This is a genomic window from Aestuariivirga sp. (assembly GCF_037139295.1).
Lineage (GTDB): Bacteria > Pseudomonadota > Alphaproteobacteria > Rhizobiales > Aestuariivirgaceae > Aestuariivirga.
This window is the reverse complement of record NZ_JBAXGR010000031.1, coordinates 13,660-30,190: the sequence shown is the minus strand read 5'-3', so window position 1 is coordinate 30,190 and position 16,531 is coordinate 13,660. Positions and strand designations below refer to the sequence as shown.

Genomic DNA, 16,531 nt, shown 5'->3' with positions numbered 1-16,531 from the left:
GATGGGAAAGATTACGGGTTTCCTCGAGATCGAGCGGCAGGACCGCAAGTACACGCCAGCCGCCGACCGGGTGCGGAACTACAACGAGTTCGTCATTCCGCTGTCGGCGGAAGCAGTGAAGAACCAGGCGGCGCGCTGCATGAACTGTGGCATTCCGTTCTGTCACAGCGGCTGCCCGGTGAACAACCAGATCCCCGACTGGAATGACCTCGTCTATTTGGGCAACTGGGAAGAGGCCTCGCGCAACCTGCACTCGACCAACAACTTCCCCGAATTCACCGGCCGCGTTTGCCCCGCCCCTTGCGAGGCGTCCTGCACGCTGAACATCGAGGATACCCCGGTCACCATCAAGACCATCGAATGCGCCATCGTCGACCGCGCCTGGGAGAGCGGCTGGATCAAGCCCGAATCCTACCGCGACAAGACCGGCAAGAAGGTGGCCGTGATTGGCTCCGGCCCCGCAGGCCTTGCCGCCGCACAGCAGCTGGCGCGTGCGGGCCACAATGTTCATGTGTTCGAGAAGAACGCGAGGGCTGGCGGTCTTCTTCGCTACGGCATTCCTGACTTCAAGATGGAGAAGCACCTCATCGACCGCCGCGTCACGCAGCTGGAAGCGGAGGGCGTCACCTTCCATTATGGCGCACACATCGGCGTCACGCAGGATGCACAACAGCTGATTGACAGCTTCGACGCGGTGGTGCTCTCGGGTGGATCCGAGAAGCCGCGCGACCTGGCCGTGCCGGGGCGCGAGCTTGGCGGCGTTCACTTCGCCATGGAGTTCCTGCCGCAGCAGAACCGCCGCGTGGGCAAGGAAGCCCCGCTCGACAACCGCCCTATCACGGCGGAAGGAAAGCACGTCGTGGTCATCGGTGGCGGTGACACGGGCTCGGACTGCATCGGAACGTCGATCCGGCAGGGAGCGCTGTCGGTCGAGCAGCTCGAAGTCATGCCGAAGCCGGCGGAGAAGGAGGACAAGCTGCTCACCTGGCCGAACTGGCCGCTGAAGCTGCGCACCTCGTCCTCCCACATGGAAGGGGCCGACCGCGAGTTCTCGGTTCTCACCAAGTCGTTCTCGGGCGAGAATGGCCAGGTGAAGAAGCTCAACTGCGTGCGCGTCGATGGCGCGATGAAGGAAATTCCAGGCTCGGAATTCGAGCTGAAGGCCGACCTCGTGCTGCTGGCCATGGGCTTCATCTCGCCCGTGCAAGACGGACTGCTGAAGTCGCTAGACGTCAAGATCGACGCGCGCGGCAATGTCGAAGCCAATGTGATGAACTACAAGACCTCGGTGCCGAAGGTGTTCTCGGCAGGCGACATGCGCCGCGGCCAGTCGCTCGTCGTCTGGGCCATCCGCGAGGGCCGCCAGGCGGCGCGCGCGGTGGACGAATACCTGATGGGATCGACCACCCTGCCGCGCTGAGGCGGCACATATGACTGACGACCATCATCGCCGGGCTTGACCCGGCGATCCTTTTTTTGTGGCAGTGGAAAGGATGCCCGGGTCAGGCCCGGGCATGATGCGTCTGGTTAAGGCGCTGGCGCCGCGAAATCATCGGGCCTGCCGGCGGGCGCGGTCTCCGGATTGCCGAGCTTGAACAGGCGCTCCGCACCGCTGCCCGTGGGGGCGATATCACGCAGGGTCTTGAGTGCTGCTTCCGGCCCCAAGTCACCCGCCGCCAGCAGGATGGCGTTGGCGGTGACGCCCTCGGGCTGCACGGTATAGGACCCGCCGTCCGTTATCGCCTGGCCGAACAGCGGCACGGCATCGGGCTTGGCCTCCGAGTCGGACTTGTTGAGTTCGGGGACATCGAGCCGCGAGGTCTTTTCGCCGGGCGCGCTTTCGGACACATCAGCGGCCGCGGGCGCTTCGCCTGCCTTGATGGCGGCGAGCACCTGCTCGCCCATCAGGTTGTTGCCGGCCTTGAAGAAGGAGATGCCGTCACGCCCTCGCAGCTTGATGATGTTGGCGGCACCATCGGTGGTGGAATCCGTGTAGGTGCCGTCCGGGTTGGTGAACTGCTTGCGGAGGTCGAGGAAGGTCATGCCGCGCTTCTCGACAAGGTCCTTCTGCAGGGCGGCAATCGACGTCATTGCGGCGTCGTAGTCCGGATCGCGCATAGGGGGCGGCGCCACCCAGATGACGCGCGCCTTGGACGCCGCCAGCTGGTCCAGCAGCAGGTTTGCCTGCTTCGTATAGGCAGCCGCCCATTCCGGCGTTCCAAAATCATAGCGCATCTCGCCGTCGCGGATCATCTGGCGATCATTGGCGCCGAGCATCACCACGATCACGTCATAGGCGTTGCCTTCGAGGATCTTCGGCACGGTGGCGGCCCAGTCATAGACCTCCGGGCGCGCGAGGCCTGATTCCTCGTTGAAGCGGATCGACACGTCATAATCGCCGCCAGGTTCGGTGACACGGGAAAGACCTGCGCCGAGACCCCCGCCCAGCGCATCGCCAATCGACAGCACCTCGAGGATGCGGCGTTCATCCGTTGGCTGTGACTGATCGGACGCAGCCGGTCTTTCGGCGGAGGGCTGCGGCTGCGCCATGCCATCTGTTGCGGAGGAACCCATGATCGGCGCATCCGTCGTCTGCGCGACGGCGGGCACGGCCCACAGCAGCACGGCGGCGAGAATGGCGACGACACACTTCATCAGCTGTTCTTCTGGATCGACTGCAGGAGCTTGACCGAAGGCACGCCGTCGAGCGGCAGTCCGTTCTTCTTCTGGTAGGCGAGTATCGCCTCATAGGTGCGGGCACCGAAGCGGCCGTCTCTGCCACCGGTCTCGAAGCCCAGCGCGTTGAGGCGGTTCTGCAACTCGACGCGTTGCTTGTAGGTGAGGTCGTAATTGACGTCCGGCCAGGACGCAACGAATTCGCCCTTGCCGCGGATACGATCGCCCAGATGGCCCACTGCCAGCGCATAGGAATGCGAGAGATTGTAGTCCATGATGGCGAGGAAGTTCCTTGTCACCAGGAAGCGCGGGCCGGAAACGCCTTGCGGCACCATGACGAAGGCATCGGCACCAGGCGAACCGAACTTGGCGCCGTCGGCGCGCTTGAGACCAAGCTTCTCCCACTCTGCCACCGTCTTCCAGTGCGAACGGCCGACAAGGGCCATGTTGAAGCCCTTGGGCAGCGTCACTTCCCAGCCCCAAGGGCGGTCCATCTTCCAGCCGGCCTTGGCGAGATAGTTGGCGGTGGAAGCGAGCGCATCCTGGTAGTTGTTCCAGATGTCCTTCTTACCATCGGCATTCCAGTCGACTGCATAGGAGACATAGGAGGACGGGATGAACTGCGTGTGGCCCATGGCGGCAGCCCATGATCCATCGAAATTGTCGGGCGTCACGATGCCGCTTTTGAGGATCTTGAAGGCCGAGACCATCTGCTCATAGGCATATTTCTTGCGGCTGCCGGAATAGGCCAGTGTCGCCAGCGAGCGCATGACGCTCATTGAACCCTTCAGCTTGCCGAAATTCGACTCCATGCCCCAGATGCCGAGCACGACGTAGCGGTCGACGCCATACTTGGCTTCGATGGCATCAAGCAGCTTCGCATCGTCCTGCGCCTTGGTCTTGCCGGTCTCGATGCGGATGGGTGTTACCGCTTTTTCGAGATAGGCGGAGGTGGTGGAGTTGAATTCCGGCTGGTTGTCGGCGAGCTTCAGCACCACGGGGTCAGGTTCAGTGATGCCAGCGAAGGCCGCATCGAACAGCTTGCGCGAAACGCCCGCCGACTTCATGCGCGGCCAGATAGTGTTCTGGATGAAGGCCACGAATTTAGGGTCGTCGGCAAGGGCGGGCCGCGCCAGGAAGGGCGCCAGCACGAGAAGCGAGATGAAAATCCGCCGGTCCATTGTGTCCCCACGATTCGGGCGCGCCCTGCCCGGACGCACCAATACTCTACAGGCAAGCGTTTCAACCGCCAAATGCGGCCTCAATCAGGCGTCAGCCCTGCCCCGTGGTGTTCCGCTGCGCCAGCTTGCGCTCCCAGTTGAGCGCTGTTTCGACAATGAAATCGAGATTTTCATGCTTGGGCTGCCAGCCCAGCACCTCACGCACGCGGTTTGCACCCGCCACGATGGCCGGCGGATCGCCCGGCCGCCGCGGGCCATATGTAACGGGAAGCGAGGCGCCATTGACGCGCTCCACCGCCTTGATGACCTCCAGCACGGAGTAGCCCTTGCCATAGCCGCAGTTGAAGATGCCGCTGTCGCCACCCTTGCGGAGATATTCCAGCGCATCGACATGGGCCGCGATGAGGTCGCTCACGTGGATATAGTCGCGCAGGCAGGTGCCATCCGGCGTGTCATAATCCGTTCCGTAGACCTCCAGCCGATCGCGCTGCCCGAGCGCGGTCTGGCAGGCGACCTTGATCAGGTGCGTGGCGTTGGGCGTCGACTGGCCGATGCGGCCCCTGGGATCACCACCTGCCACGTTGAAATAGCGCAGTGCCACATATTTCAGGCCATAGGCGAAGGCGGAGTCCTTCAGCATCTGCTCGGTCATGAGCTTGGAGAAGCCATAGGGCGATACAGGTGCTGGCGGCCTGTCCTCGAACACCGGCTCGGCGGGGACATCGCCATAGACGGCGGCCGTGGAGGAAAAGATGAAGCGCGGGATGCCGGCCTTCACGGCGCAGGCCATGAGCATGCGCGACTTGACCGTGTTGTTGAGATAGTAGCCCAGCGGGTCCTTCATCGAATCCGGCACCACGATGGAGCCGGCGAAATGCACCACGGCGTCAAACTTGCTTTGCGACATGACGCGGTCGAGCAATGCTTCATCGCCGATGTCGCCCTCGACGAGGCGGGCTTCCGGCGGGATGGCCCACCACATGCCGGTCGACAGATTGTCAAGGACGACGACCTCCTCGCCCCGCTCCACCAGCGCCTGAACCATGTGGCTGCCGATGTAGCCGGCGCCGCCCGTAACCAGAATGGCCATTGAAATCTCCTGCGGGTAGAGTGTAGCGAAGTTTCCGGAACTGCCCAAAGCAAACCTTATTTGGGGTGCAAGGCGGCTTTCGAGGTTAACACGAGGTTATTCATGGTCCGTCCGATCAAGACTGCCGTTTTCCCGGTCGCGGGGCTCGGCACCCGTTTCCTGCCCGCCACCAAGGCGATGCCGAAGGAAATGCTGACCGTGGTCGACCGCCCGGTGGTCCAGCTGGCCGTCGACGAGGCGCGGGAAGCAGGAATCGAGCACTTCGTGTTCGTGACCGGGCGCGGCAAGGCAGTGATCGAGGATCATTTCGACAAGGCCTTCGAGCTGGACGCCACGCTGGCCGCGCGCGGCAAGACGAAGGAACTGGACGCGCTGGCCCGCGACCTGCCCAAGGCCGGCCAGGCAAGCTTCACCCGCCAGCAGGAGCCGCTGGGGCTGGGCCACGCCGTGTGGTGCGCGCGCCAGATCGTCAAGGACGAGCCCTTTGCGCTGCTCCTGCCCGACATGGCGATGTATGCGAGCCCCGGCTGCCTGAAGCAGATGATCGACGTCTATCAGTCTCGCGGCGGCGGCAACGTGGTGGCAGTGGAGGAGGTTCCCTGGGACCAGGTGAGCCGCTATGGCGTGGTGGGTGCGAAGGACTGGCAGGACAATGCCTTCACCATCACCGGCATGGTGGAAAAACCCAAGACGCGCGAACTGGCGCCGTCGAACCTCATCATCTCGGGCCGCTACATCCTGCAGCCTGAGATCTTCGGTGAGATCGAACGGCAAGAACCCGGCGCCGGCGGCGAGATCCAGCTGACCGATGCGATGATCCGGCTCATGCAGCGCGAGCGCTTCCATGGCCTCAAGTATCGCGGCACCACCTATGACTGCGGCGACAAGGTGGGCTTCCTCGCCGCCAACGTGGCCTTTGCGCTCGACCGACCGGACGTGGCCCCGGGGTTCCGCGAGGCGCTGAAGAAGATATTGGCGGAGAAGGGCGGGTTGTAACCAGCCCGCTCCTGCCCCACACATCATCATCACCGGGCTTGTCTCGACGATCCTCTTTGGCGGCCGGGGAAAAGGATGCCCGGGTCAAGCCCGGGCAAGATGACTGGAGGGGAAGGCGCCGCCGAATTCCGCCCGGCGATGATGAATTGTAGGGCGACGGCAAAAGGTCTAGAACCCCGACCATGCCGAACCGACACCTCAATCCCGTCCCGCTGGGGGCCCAGTGGCGCGAGTCTGCCAAGCGGGCGCTCGTCACCGAAACCGAAGGCATGCAGCAGCTGATTGCCGCCCTTGAGGGGCCACTGGGCGATGGGCTGGCGCAATCCGTCGAGGTCATCCGCAAAGCCAAGGGCCGCGTGGTAATGACCGGCATGGGGAAAAGCGGCCACATCGCGCGCAAGATCGGCGCGACGCTCGCATCCACCGGCACGCCCGCCAGCTTCGTGCACCCGGCTGAAGCCAGCCACGGCGACCTCGGCATGATCACGCCCGACGATGTCGTCGTGATGATATCCAATTCAGGCGAGTCGCCGGAACTGCGCGACATCCTCACCTATGCCAAGCGCTTTGCCGTGCCGCTGATCGCCATCACCTCGGTGCCGGACTCGACGCTCGGCAAGGAAGCCGACATCGTGCTGCCGCTGCCGCGCGCCAAGGAGGCCTGCCCCAATGGCCTCGCGCCGACGACCTCGACCCTGCTGCAGCTGGCGCTGGGCGATGCGCTGGCCATCGCGCTGCTCGAAGACAAGGGCTTCAGCGCGCATGACTTCCGCAAGTTCCACCCCGGCGGCAAGCTGGGCGCACAGCTGAAGCACGTGCGCGACATCATGCATGCGAAGGAAGAACTGCCGCTCGGCCCTGAATCGATGCCGATGGCCGACGTGCTGATCGTGATGACGACGCGAAGCTACGGCTGTTTCGGCGTGCTCGACGGCAATGGCCAGCTGATGGGCATCGTCACCGACGGCGACCTGCGCCGCAACATGTCGCCCGACCTTTTGAAGCGCACGGCCGGAGCCGTGATGACCAAAGCACCCAAGACCATCGAGCCCGATGCACTGGCATCGGAAGCCCTCGAGCAGCTGAACTCGCTGAAGATCACCAGCCTGTTCGTGATCGACGCCGAGAAGAAGCCTGTGGGGCTTGTGCACATCCACGACCTGCTACGGATCGGGTTGGTTTAGGACGCCCCCTACCCCGCCGCCACCACCAGCGTCATGTCATTCACTGCCGTCACCTTGATGCGCGTGCCGGCGTCCATGTCGGGACCTTCGATCTCCCACACCGTGTCCTCGATGGTCAGCTTGCCACGACCATTCACGATGGGCTGCTTCAGCGTGAAGCTGCGGCCGACGTAGCCCAGCTGGCGGCGGTTGAGAAAGGGGTTGTCGGCAGGCTCCATCGCGGGGCCATTGTAGAAGCGGCGGCCGACGACCACCGAGATGACAGCCAGAACCGCAAAGACCGCGAGCTCGCCCTGCCATGTCAGGTCATGCAGATTGTCGATGACGCCGGTCAGCGCCGCGGCAATGCCGAGCCAGATGAAGAACACGCCGGGCGAAACGAGCTCGAGCAGCAGGAAGATGCCCGCTGCCACGAACCACACCCAGTTGCCGAGGATGGGGAAGAGCTGCTCCATGATGCGCTATCTCACTTCGCGGGGCCGGTGGACGGCACGCTGCCACGATTGCGCATCGGCTGCGCGGGTGGGCCGCCGCCGAAGGCCTCCCTGGCGATCTCGGAGATGCCCGCGATCGAGCCGATGACCGAGGCAGCTTCGAGCGGCAGCATCAGGACCTTTTGATTGGGCGAAACGGCGATCTGCTCCAGCGCCTTGATGTAGTTGTTGGCCACGAAATAGTTGATGGCCTGCACGTCGCCCTCGGCGATTGCCTGCGACACCATCTGTGTGGCCTTGGCTTCAGCTTCTGCCGAACGCTCGCGCGCCTCGGCGTCGCGGAAAGCTGCTTCCTTGCGGCCCTCGGCCTCGAGCACCACCGATTGCTTCTCGCCCTCGGCCTTGAGAATGGCGGCCTGGCGCAGGCCTTCGGCCTCAAGGATGGCGGCACGCTTGTCACGCTCGGCCTTCATCTGGCGGGCCATCGAGTCGATCAGGTCACGTGGCGGGTTGATGTCCTTGATCTCGATGCGGTTCATCTTGATGCCCCAGGGCTGGGTGGCCTGGTCCACGACGTTGAGCAGGCGATGGTTGATCTCGTCACGCTGCGACAGCAGGTTGTCGAGGTCGAGCGAGCCCATCACGGTGCGGATGTTGGTCATCACGAGGTTGATGATGGCGTTCTCGAGATTGCGCACTTCGTAGGCCGCACGTGCTGCATCGACGCATTGATAGAAGGTGACGCCGTCGACCTTTACCATGGCGTTGTCCTTGGTGATGACTTCCTGCGAGGGAATGTCGAGCACCTGTTCCATCATGTTCTGCTTGGCGCCGATGCGGTCGATGAAGGGCACGATGATGCCGAGGCCCGGCTGCAGCGTGGCGATGTATTTGCCGAAACGCTCCACCGTGTAGTTGTAGCCCTGCGGCACCATGCGGATGGCACGGATGAGGTAGAAGATCACCACCGCCAGAAACACCAGCACGAAAATGCTCAGGCCCTCATACATCGCACCGTCCCCCGTGATGCCGCGCAGCCCGCGGTCAACCGAACATGGCGGTATCGGCCCGAGACTTCAAGTGGCTAGAGCCAGCCCTTCAACTCGTTGCGGACGATGCTTTCGAGCATGGTGATGGAGGGATCGGAATCATTGAGACAGGGAACAACCGAGAATTTCTCGCCGCCGGCTTCCTCGAAGGTCTCCCGGAGGCCGATGGCGACCTCTTCCAGCGTTTCCACACAATCGGATGCAAAGCCCGGGCACATCATGACCAGCTTCTTGACACCCTTCGAGGGAAGCTCTTCCACCGTCTGCTGGGCATAGGGCTGCAGCCACTCGGCCTTGCCGAAGCGCGACTGGAACACGACCTGCAATTTCTCGCGCGGCAGCTTCAGCCGCTCGCCCAGAAGACGCGCGGTCTTCATGCAGTGGCAGTGATAGGGGTCGCCCGCCATGAAGTAGTCCTTCGGCAGGCCGTGGAAAGAGGCGAGGATAAGGTCCGGCTCCCAGTCCAGCGTCTTGAGGTGCGCCTCGAGTGACAGCGCCAGCGCCTCGATATGGGCCGGGTTGTCGAAATAGGGTGGCACGGTGCGGATGGCAGGCTGCCAGCGCATGGCCTTCAGCGCGTCATAGGCCTTGTCGAGCGCCGTCGCGGTGGTGGAGGCCGAATACTGCGGATAGAGCGGAAACAGCAGGATGCGGTCACAGCCCTGGTCCTTGAGGGCCTGGATCCGCTCGGCGGTGGGCGGCAGGCCATAGCGCATGCCCCAGTCGACGATGACGTTGGGCGCATCCGAAAGGCGCGCCGCCAGCTTTTCCGCCTGCGAGCGGGTGATGGTCTTGAGCGGTGACTCGTTCCTCTCCCGGTTCCAGATCTGCTCATAGGCATGGCCGGACTTCTTGGGGCGGGTCGTCAGGATGATGCCGTTCAGCAGCACCCACCAGAGGACGGGGTTCACCTCGATCACCCGGCGGTCGGACAGGAATTCCTTAAGGTAACGCCGCATCGGCCAATAGGACGTGCCCTCGGGCGTGCCGAGGTTGATCAGCAACACGCCGAGCTTGCCCACCTTGAAAGGGGGGTGGCCCTGGGGAAGAACACTCATGAAACTCTCGATACCGTTCTGTTGGCCGAAACCGCCGTTCGGCAGTGACTACCCTGCCGTTAACGGCTTGAAAATGCCAAAAGATCATATTGGGCCGGAATTTGCCTTTTGGCAGGGATATGACGTCCGATGCGCCTGTTGCCTGGGATTGATCCGGGAAAACTGCCTGTTCTGGCGGCACTGGGTGCCGCCGGGGGCTTCACCTTGCTGCTGGCAGGGGCGGTTGCCGTTTATGCCGCAGTGGACGTGCTGGGCGCCCTGCTGATCGCCGCCTTCCTGCTGGCAAGCCTCGGACTGGCCGCCTCGGGCTGGCTGGCCTACTGGCGCTCGCTGGAAAGCACGCCAGCGGCTCACCTCATGGTCGAGCGCCGCTCGCCCCTGCGCAATGCCGGGCAGGATTCCCCCGCCCACCGGCTGCTCGAAGCCGTGGCCGTCGAGATCAAGACCACGGCCACGACCCTCAAGGGCTTTGCCGAGGTGCTGCCGGCCACCGGCGATGATGCGGCGCGCCGTCACATCCTCGACGGCAGCCGCGGGCTGTTGTCCTTCGCCAGCCAACTCCATGATTACATCCGTTTCGAGCGCGGTCGCCTGCGCCTCAAGGAGCAGCAGGTCGACGCAGGTGAACTGGTCGAGGCCGCCCTTGCCTCCTGCCGGCTGCCCGCAGAGGAGGCGGACACCACCATCGCCGCCACCATACCGGTGGGGATCGAACTCGCCTGCGATGCCGAGCGCATCCGCCAGACCATCGTGAGCCTGGTGATGTGGGCGGTGCGCACCTCCGCGCCCGGCGGCATTGTCGACGTGACGCTGCACCGGATGCCGGACCGGGCGCTGGCCATCGACATCGTGAGCCGCGCGGAAGCCACGGGCGGCATGCAGCCACGCGACAGGCTGTTCGAGCCGCAACTCTCCCTCACGGGCCTGCGCGGGTTTGCCCTTCCCATTGCAAGGCGTGTGGCGCTCCTTCATTCTGGCGAGGTGACGGCGGCGTCGAGCCCCGGAGAGGGCACTACGGCCCGCCTCACGCTTCCGGCCGCGCGCGTGGCCTGGCCGGACCAGCAACGCTCCGCCCGCGCCGCCTGAAGGACTAGGCCTCATCGACCATGACTGCCCTCACCGTCGTTCCGCCCTTCAAGGGCACAACCCGCGCCGCGAGCCCCAAGGGCTTTGATGCCGCCGTGTTCGGCGCGCCGCACGGCACGCCCTACCCCGAGATCGACAACTCCATCCACCGTGGCGCGCCGGACGCCTTCCGCACCGCGCTGGCGGTGGATGCCGAATGGCTGGACCACTGGGACTTCGACCTTGGCGGCCCGCTGCTGCAACACGGACAGAAGATCTGCGACCTCGGCAACCTGAAGACCAAGCCCAAAGACGGCGCACACAACCGCGCCCTGATCGAGCAGACGACGCGGCAGATCCTCGAGGCCGGTGCCGTGCCGATCATGTTCGGTGGTGACGACTCGGTGCCAATCCCCTTCATCGCCGCCTATTCGGAACAACCCGCAATCGTCATCCTGCAGATCGACGCGCATATCGACTGGCGGCAGGAGCGGCGCGGCGAGAGCCTGGGGTTCTCCTCGACGATGCGCCGCGCCTCTGAGCATGACCATGTCTGGCGCATCGTGCAGGCGGGTGCGCGCGGCATCGGCAGCGCGCGCGAGGGCGAACTGCGCGACGCGCTGGCCTGGGGCGCACATATCGTCACGGCGCGCGAAATGCACCACAATGGCGTTGGCGAAGTGCTGCGGCAAATTCCAGAAGACTGCGACTGCGTCATCTCGTTTGACTGCGATGCGCTGGATGCCGCCGAGATGCCGGCGGTGGCCTATCCCACGCCGGGGGGCCTCAGCTACACGCAGGTGACGGACCTCATCGCCGGTGTTGCAGCCAAGGCGAGGATCGCCGGCTTCTGCATGGTGGAATTCGTGCCGCTGCGCGACCGCTCGAAGATCGCCGCCTTCACGGCAGCACGGATCGCCGCGAATGTGGTGGGGCGGATCGGGCGGCGGGGCGCTTCATGAAATCCGTCATGCCAGCGAAAGCTGGCACCCAGCTTTCTATCCGCACGCTCTGAAGCAAAGCTGGGCCCCAGCTTTCGCTGGGGTGACGGCATTAAACACTATTCGGCCGCTCTCCGCACGGCGCCACCATCAAGCATCGCCAGCAACTCCGCCTCGCGCGCCTTGGCCTTGTCGATGTTCGTGTCCTTCACGTGGCCGAAGCCACGTATCATGTCCGGCAGGCCGGCGAGTTCGAGAGCCGTGGCGCTGCGGGCGCTTGCAGGGTTGGCGATGAGGCGCTCCACAACGGCGCGATAGTCGGCAATCAGCTGTCGCTCCATCCGGCGCTCCGCCGTGCGGCCGAAGATGTCGAAGCGCGTGCCGCGCAGGTGCTTCATCTTCGCCAACATCCTGAAGCCGGTCATCATCCACGGCCCATATTCACTCTTGAGCGGCTTGCCGGTGAAGCTGTCGATGCGGCCGCGGATCGGCGGTGCAAGATGGAACTTCAGGGTGAAGCTACCCGTGAACTGCTTGGCGAGCTTCTCGGCGAAGCTGCCATCGCTGTAGAGGCGGGCCACTTCATACTCGTCCTTGTAGGCCATGAGCTTGAAGAGGTTCTTTGCAACGGCGTGCGCCAGCGGTTCGGACACGTCGCGCACCTTGCCTACGAATTCGCGATAGCTGTCGGCATAGGCAGCATCCTGATAAGCAGTGAGGAAATCGACGCGGCGCGCAATCAATTCGTCCAGCGTTTCCGCTTTCTTCTCCACCTTCGCGCCGATCACCGCGCGCACCGCGGCCTCATCAACCGCGGCACGGCGGCCCCAAGCGAAAGCGGCAAGGTTCATCTTCACTGACACGGCGTTGAGTTGCACGGCCGCCTCGATCGCCTCGCGCGACAGCGGCACGAGGCCCTTCTGCCAGGCGAACCCGAGCGTGAAGAGATTGGCAGCAATCGAGTCGCCCATGAGCTTCGTGGCGATGTCGGTCGCATCGATGGCGGAAAAGCCGCCCTGCTTCACCGCGGCAGCAATGCGCAGCGAGAGGGCCTGCCCCTGCACGTCGAAATTCGCATCATGGGTGAAGTTGGCCGGCATCACTTCGTGGCTGTTGATGACAGCATGCGTCTTGCTGCGCGCGGCGGCGGAGAGGATGCGCTCCGACCCGCTGGTGACGAGATCGCAGCCAAGGATCAGGTCTGCGTGGCCGCGTGCCACGCGTACGGCAGAGATCGACGCCGGTGTCGCGCCGATCTTCAGATGCGTGACCACCGTTCCGTTCTTCTGCGAGATGCCGACCATGTCGATGAGGGCCGCACCCTTGCCTTCGATGTGCGCGGCCATGCCGAGCAAGTGCCCTATGGTGACGACGCCGGTGCCGCCGATGCCGGAGACAAGGATGCTCCAGGGCTTGTCGAGCGACGGCAGAACGGGCTCCGGCACGGGCGGGAAGGGAATCTTGTCGATATCGATGGCGGGGCCATTGCTGCCCTTGACCAGTTCGCCGCCTTCCACCGTCACGAAGCTGGGGCAGAAACCCTTGAGACAGGAGAAATCCTTGTTGCAGCTCGACTGATCGATCTTGCGCTTGCGACCGAACTCGGTTTCCACCGGCTGGATCGCCACGCAGTTGGACTGCACGCCGCAATCGCCGCAGCCCTCGCAGACGAGCTCATTGATGAACACGCGCTTCTGCGGATCGGGGAACTGGCCCTTCCTGCGGCGGCGACGCTTCTCGGCGGCACAGGTTTGGTCATAGATGAGGACGGACACGCCTTTGACGCCCATCAGCTCCGTCTGCACCGCCTGCAACTCGCTGCGGTGGTTGAAGCTGGTGAGGGCGGGGAACGCGGAACGCGATGGGTACTTGTCCGGCTCATCGGAGACGACCGCGATACGTTCGACGCCGATCGCCCGCATCTGCTGGGCGATCTGCTCCACCGTCAGGCCGCCGTCATTGCGCTGGCCACCGGTCATCGCCACGGCATCGTTGAACAGGATCTTGTAGGTGATGCTGGTGGAGGTCGCCACCGCATGGCGGATGGCCATCAGGCCAGAGTGATTGTAGGTGCCATCGCCGATGTTCTGGAACACGTGGCCGCGCGTCGAGAACGGCGCCTCGCCGATCCAGTTGGCGCCCTCGCCGCCCATGTGGGTGGCGCCCTCGGTCTTGCGGCCCGGCACGAACTGGGCGAGCCAGTGGCAGCCGATGCCGGCATAGCCGCGCGAGCCCTCCGGCAGCACCGTCGAGGAATTATGCGGGCAGCCTGCGCAGAAATAGGGAATGCGGGCGACGAGGTCCGCCTGGTTGCGGCTGGTGGATGAATCCTGCAGCGCCGAGGCACAGTCCGAGGTGGCACGGTCCTGGATGCGGGCGGCGATGGCGAAAGCGATCTGGTTCGGCTCCAGCACGCCATGGGGTGCAAACAGCGTTTTGCCCTGCTCGTCCTGTTTGCCGATAACGGCGGGTCTGCCTTCCTCCGCATAGAGGATATCGCGCAGCTGCGCCTCGATGAGCGAACGCTTCTCCTCCACCACCATGATGGTGGAGAGGCCCTTGGCGAAGTCCTTCACCACTGTCTCTTCCAGCGGCCAGACCATGCCGATCTTGAGCAGGCGGAGGCCGAGGCGGGCCGCCTTCACCTCGTCGATGCCGAGATCGTCCAGCGCTTGCCTTACGTCGAGATAGGCCTTGCCGGCAGCGACGATGCCGAGCGTGGGCTTGTCACCGCCGCGCAGCACGATGCGGTTGAGGCCATTGGCCCGCGCGAAGGCCTTGACCGCCGGAAGCTTGTGCATGTGGATGCGCTCTTCCTGCACGATGCGGTCATCGCCGGGGCGGATCGACAGGCCACCGGGGGGCGGAGCAGGTTCGCTGGGGATGACGGGGTTCACCCGGTCGAGGCCCGCTTCGATGACGGCGGAGGATTCCACCGTGTCGTGCACGCACTTCAAGCCCACCCACACGCCCGCGTGGCGCGACATGGCGAAGCCCAGAAGGCCGTAGTCGATGATCTCCTGAACGCCGCCGGGTGCCAGCACCGGGATCAGCGCATCCATCAGCGCCACGTCGCTGGCATGGACGACGGTCGATGATTCGCCCGAGTGATCGTCACCCGCGATGGCCAGCACGCCGCCATGGGGCGAGGTGCCGGCCATGTTGGCATGGCGGAACACGTCTCCCGTGCGGTCGACGCCCGGGCCCTTGCCATACCACACGGCGAAGACGCCATCATGCTTGCCCTCGCCGCGCATCTCGGCCTGCTGGGTTCCCCAGCAGGCAGTGGCGGCGAGATCCTCGTTGAGGCCGGGCTGGAACACGATGTTGCGCGGCTCCAGCACCTTACGGGCTGCCACGAACTGGTTGTCCACCGTGCCGACGGGTGAACCGCGATAGCCCGAAATGTAGCCCGCCGTGTCAAACCCTGCCAGCCGGTCACGCTCCGACTGCATCAGCACCATACGCAGGATGGCCTGCGGCCCGGTCAGGAACAGGCGCGTGATCGAAAGGTCATAAAGGTCGGCGAGGCTGTGGGTCGACTTGGACATGGACGCAACTATACTGGAACGCATGGCATCTCCAAACGCTTCCACCGCAGGGGTCACATTCGGCGAGGCCCTGAAGGTCTGGGCGCGGATCGGGCTCCTGTCCTTCGGCGGGCCTGCCGGGCAGATCGCGCTGATGCACCGTGAGATCGTGGAAGAGCGCGGCTGGCTGAGCGAGAAGCAGTATCTCGCAGCCCTCAACTTCTGCATGCTGCTGCCCGGCCCCGAGGCCATGCAACTTGCCACCTATGCGGGCTGGAAGTTGCATGGAACCAGGGGCGGGCTCGCGGCGGGGCTGCTGTTCGTACTGCCGGGCGCTCTGATCGTGCTGGCGCTCTCCATGCTTTATGCAGCCTTCGGCAAGATCCCGGTGATTGAGGCGGTGTTCTACGGGATCAAGGCGGCCGTGCTGGCCATCGTCATCGAGGCGCTGCTGCGCGTGGCAAGACGGGCGCTGAAGAGCCCGGGCGACTGGGTGATCGCGGGGCTCGCCTTCCTCGCTCTGTTCTGCTTCGGCCTGCCCTTTCCGCTCGTTATCCTGGTCGCTGCCCTTTACGGCTTCTGGCGCGGCAGCGGCGAGGCAGAGGTGCATGAGGGCGCGCTTCCGTCATGGCGTGAGTTGGCAGGCACCGTGTTGCTATGGGCGGCAATATGGCTGGTGCCGCTGGGCTTGATTGCCGTCATTTTCGGGCCAGACCATGTGCTCACGCAGGTGGGCGTGTTCTTCTCCAAGCTCGCGGTGGTCACCTTCGGCGGCGCCTATGCGGTGCTGGCCTACATGGCGCAGGCGGCGGTGGAGACCAAGGGCTGGCTCTCCGCGAAAGAGATGATCGACGGGCTGGCGCTGGCCGAGACGACGCCGGGGCCCCTGATCCTCGTTACCGAATTCGTTGGCTACTTCGCGGGGCTTCGCGGCATGGGCTCCATCTGGGGTGGCATCGCCGGGGCGGTGGTGACGCTGTGGGCCACCTTCGCCCCCTGCTTCCTGTGGATCTTCGCCTTCGCCCCCTACGTGGAGGCCATCGGCAAACGGCCGAAGCTTGCAGGTGCGCTGGCCGCCATCACTGCGGCGGTGGTGGGGGTGATCCTGAACCTGTCACTATGGTTCGGCCTGCACGTGCTGTTCGGCCATGTGGAGCGCATTCCGGGCTGGTTCCGGCCCTGGGTTCCGGATTGGGCAATGCTCGATTGGTTCTCGCTGTGCCTCAGCCTGTTCGCAGCCGTGGCGCTGCTCGGCTTCCGCTTCGGCGTCATCGGCACGCTCGCCCTGTGCGGGCTGGTCGGGGCGATCTGGCAGCTTCTGGGCTGA

At 64.5% G+C, this 16,531-nt stretch carries 13 protein-coding genes; 6 read left to right on the top strand and 7 right to left on the bottom strand.

The window, feature by feature from the left end:
- Window position 1 precedes the first annotated feature (1 nt).
- Window positions 2-1,420: a glutamate synthase subunit beta gene (locus WCJ41_RS10290; protein ID WP_336905768.1), complete on the top strand. Its 1,419-nt coding sequence runs from the start codon at window positions 2-4 to the stop codon at window positions 1,418-1,420.
- Between the two features lie 107 nt (window positions 1,421-1,527).
- On the opposite strand, the gene WCJ41_RS10285 is transcribed toward WCJ41_RS10290, so the two are convergent.
- The 3 genes from WCJ41_RS10285 to galE all read right to left on the bottom strand — a co-directional run bounded on the left by WCJ41_RS10285 (window position 1,528) and on the right by galE (window position 4,947).
- Window positions 1,528-2,655, bottom strand: coding sequence for a DUF459 domain-containing protein (locus WCJ41_RS10285; protein ID WP_336905767.1), 1,128 nt, complete (start codon window positions 2,653-2,655; stop codon window positions 1,528-1,530).
- Window positions 2,655-3,857: a lytic murein transglycosylase gene (locus WCJ41_RS10280; protein WP_336905766.1), complete on the bottom strand. Its 1,203-nt coding sequence runs from the start codon at window positions 3,855-3,857 to the stop codon at window positions 2,655-2,657. Before WCJ41_RS10280 ends, WCJ41_RS10285 begins: the two co-directional genes overlap by 1 nt.
- Window positions 3,858-3,948: 91 nt before the next feature.
- Entirely contained in the window at window positions 3,949-4,947 is a 999-nt protein-coding gene (gene galE / locus WCJ41_RS10275) for a UDP-glucose 4-epimerase GalE (protein WP_336905765.1), read from the bottom strand.
- A 102-nt stretch (window positions 4,948-5,049) separates the two neighbouring features.
- On the opposite strand from galE, the gene WCJ41_RS10270 reads away from it, so the two are divergent.
- Window positions 5,050-5,943, top strand: a complete 894-nt coding sequence (locus WCJ41_RS10270; RefSeq protein ID WP_336905764.1) for a UTP--glucose-1-phosphate uridylyltransferase — start codon at window positions 5,050-5,052, stop codon at window positions 5,941-5,943.
- Window positions 5,944-6,125: 182 nt separating this feature from the next.
- Window positions 6,126-7,127, top strand: coding sequence for a KpsF/GutQ family sugar-phosphate isomerase (locus tag WCJ41_RS10265; protein WP_336905763.1), 1,002 nt, complete (start codon window positions 6,126-6,128; stop codon window positions 7,125-7,127).
- 8 nt (window positions 7,128-7,135) lie between these two features.
- Here WCJ41_RS10265 and WCJ41_RS10260 read toward each other — a convergent pair whose 3' ends face one another.
- The 3 genes from WCJ41_RS10260 to hemH form a co-directional block, all read right to left on the bottom strand.
- The gene (locus WCJ41_RS10260) at window positions 7,136-7,582 is read right to left on the bottom strand and encodes an NfeD family protein (RefSeq protein ID WP_336905762.1); all 447 of its coding nucleotides are present in this window, start codon (window positions 7,580-7,582) and stop codon (window positions 7,136-7,138) included.
- A gap of 11 nt (window positions 7,583-7,593) precedes the next feature.
- The gene (locus WCJ41_RS10255; RefSeq protein ID WP_336905761.1) at window positions 7,594-8,571 is read right to left on the bottom strand and encodes an SPFH domain-containing protein; all 978 of its coding nucleotides are present in this window, start codon (window positions 8,569-8,571) and stop codon (window positions 7,594-7,596) included.
- 74 nt (window positions 8,572-8,645) lie between these two features.
- Window positions 8,646-9,668 carry a ferrochelatase gene (gene hemH / locus WCJ41_RS10250; protein ID WP_336905760.1) on the bottom strand — a complete coding sequence of 341 codons (1,023 nt, stop codon included), beginning with the start codon at window positions 9,666-9,668 and terminating at the stop codon, window positions 8,646-8,648.
- Window positions 9,669-9,797: 129 nt separating this feature from the next.
- On the opposite strand from hemH, the gene WCJ41_RS10245 reads away from it, so the two are divergent.
- Both WCJ41_RS10245 and WCJ41_RS10240 read left to right on the top strand, forming a co-directional pair.
- Window positions 9,798-10,754 (top strand): HAMP domain-containing sensor histidine kinase, encoded by a 957-nt coding sequence (locus WCJ41_RS10245; RefSeq protein WP_336905759.1) that lies wholly within the window; start codon window positions 9,798-9,800, stop codon window positions 10,752-10,754.
- Window positions 10,755-10,774: 20 nt separating this feature from the next.
- Window positions 10,775-11,695, top strand: coding sequence for an arginase family protein (locus tag WCJ41_RS10240; RefSeq protein WP_336905758.1), 921 nt, complete (start codon window positions 10,775-10,777; stop codon window positions 11,693-11,695).
- 98 nt (window positions 11,696-11,793) lie between these two features.
- On the opposite strand, the gene WCJ41_RS10235 is transcribed toward WCJ41_RS10240, so the two are convergent.
- Window positions 11,794-15,249: an indolepyruvate ferredoxin oxidoreductase family protein gene (locus WCJ41_RS10235; protein ID WP_336905757.1), complete on the bottom strand. Its 3,456-nt coding sequence runs from the start codon at window positions 15,247-15,249 to the stop codon at window positions 11,794-11,796.
- Here WCJ41_RS10235 and chrA point away from each other — a divergent pair.
- A complete protein-coding gene (gene chrA / locus WCJ41_RS10230; protein WP_336905756.1) occupies window positions 15,248-16,531 on the top strand; it encodes a chromate efflux transporter in 1,284 nt (427 codons plus the stop codon). The genes WCJ41_RS10235 and chrA overlap by 2 nt on opposite strands.

Bases quoted from the DNA above. Each gene is read 5' to 3' on its own strand.
- WCJ41_RS10240 (WP_336905758.1), top strand. From the start codon at position 10,775: ATGACTGCCCTCACCGTCGTTCCGCCCTTCAAGGGCACAACCCGCGCC.
- WCJ41_RS10270 (WP_336905764.1), top strand. From the start codon at position 5,050: ATGGTCCGTCCGATCAAGACTGCCGTTTTCCCGGTCGCGGGGCTCGGC.
- WCJ41_RS10290 (WP_336905768.1), top strand. From the start codon at position 2: ATGGGAAAGATTACGGGTTTCCTCGAGATCGAGCGGCAGGACCGCAAG.
- WCJ41_RS10245 (WP_336905759.1), top strand. From the start codon at position 9,798: ATGCGCCTGTTGCCTGGGATTGATCCGGGAAAACTGCCTGTTCTGGCG.
- WCJ41_RS10280 (WP_336905766.1), bottom strand. From the start codon at position 3,857: ATGGACCGGCGGATTTTCATCTCGCTTCTCGTGCTGGCGCCCTTCCTG.
- galE (WP_336905765.1), bottom strand. From the start codon at position 4,947: ATGGCCATTCTGGTTACGGGCGGCGCCGGCTACATCGGCAGCCACATG.
- WCJ41_RS10260 (WP_336905762.1), bottom strand. From the start codon at position 7,582: ATGGAGCAGCTCTTCCCCATCCTCGGCAACTGGGTGTGGTTCGTGGCA.
- WCJ41_RS10235 (WP_336905757.1), bottom strand. From the start codon at position 15,249: ATGCGTTCCAGTATAGTTGCGTCCATGTCCAAGTCGACCCACAGCCTC.
- chrA (WP_336905756.1), top strand. From the start codon at position 15,248: ATGGCATCTCCAAACGCTTCCACCGCAGGGGTCACATTCGGCGAGGCC.
- hemH (WP_336905760.1), bottom strand. From the start codon at position 9,668: ATGAGTGTTCTTCCCCAGGGCCACCCCCCTTTCAAGGTGGGCAAGCTC.
- WCJ41_RS10285 (WP_336905767.1), bottom strand. From the start codon at position 2,655: ATGAAGTGTGTCGTCGCCATTCTCGCCGCCGTGCTGCTGTGGGCCGTG.
- WCJ41_RS10265 (WP_336905763.1), top strand. From the start codon at position 6,126: ATGCCGAACCGACACCTCAATCCCGTCCCGCTGGGGGCCCAGTGGCGC.
- WCJ41_RS10255 (WP_336905761.1), bottom strand. From the start codon at position 8,571: ATGTATGAGGGCCTGAGCATTTTCGTGCTGGTGTTTCTGGCGGTGGTG.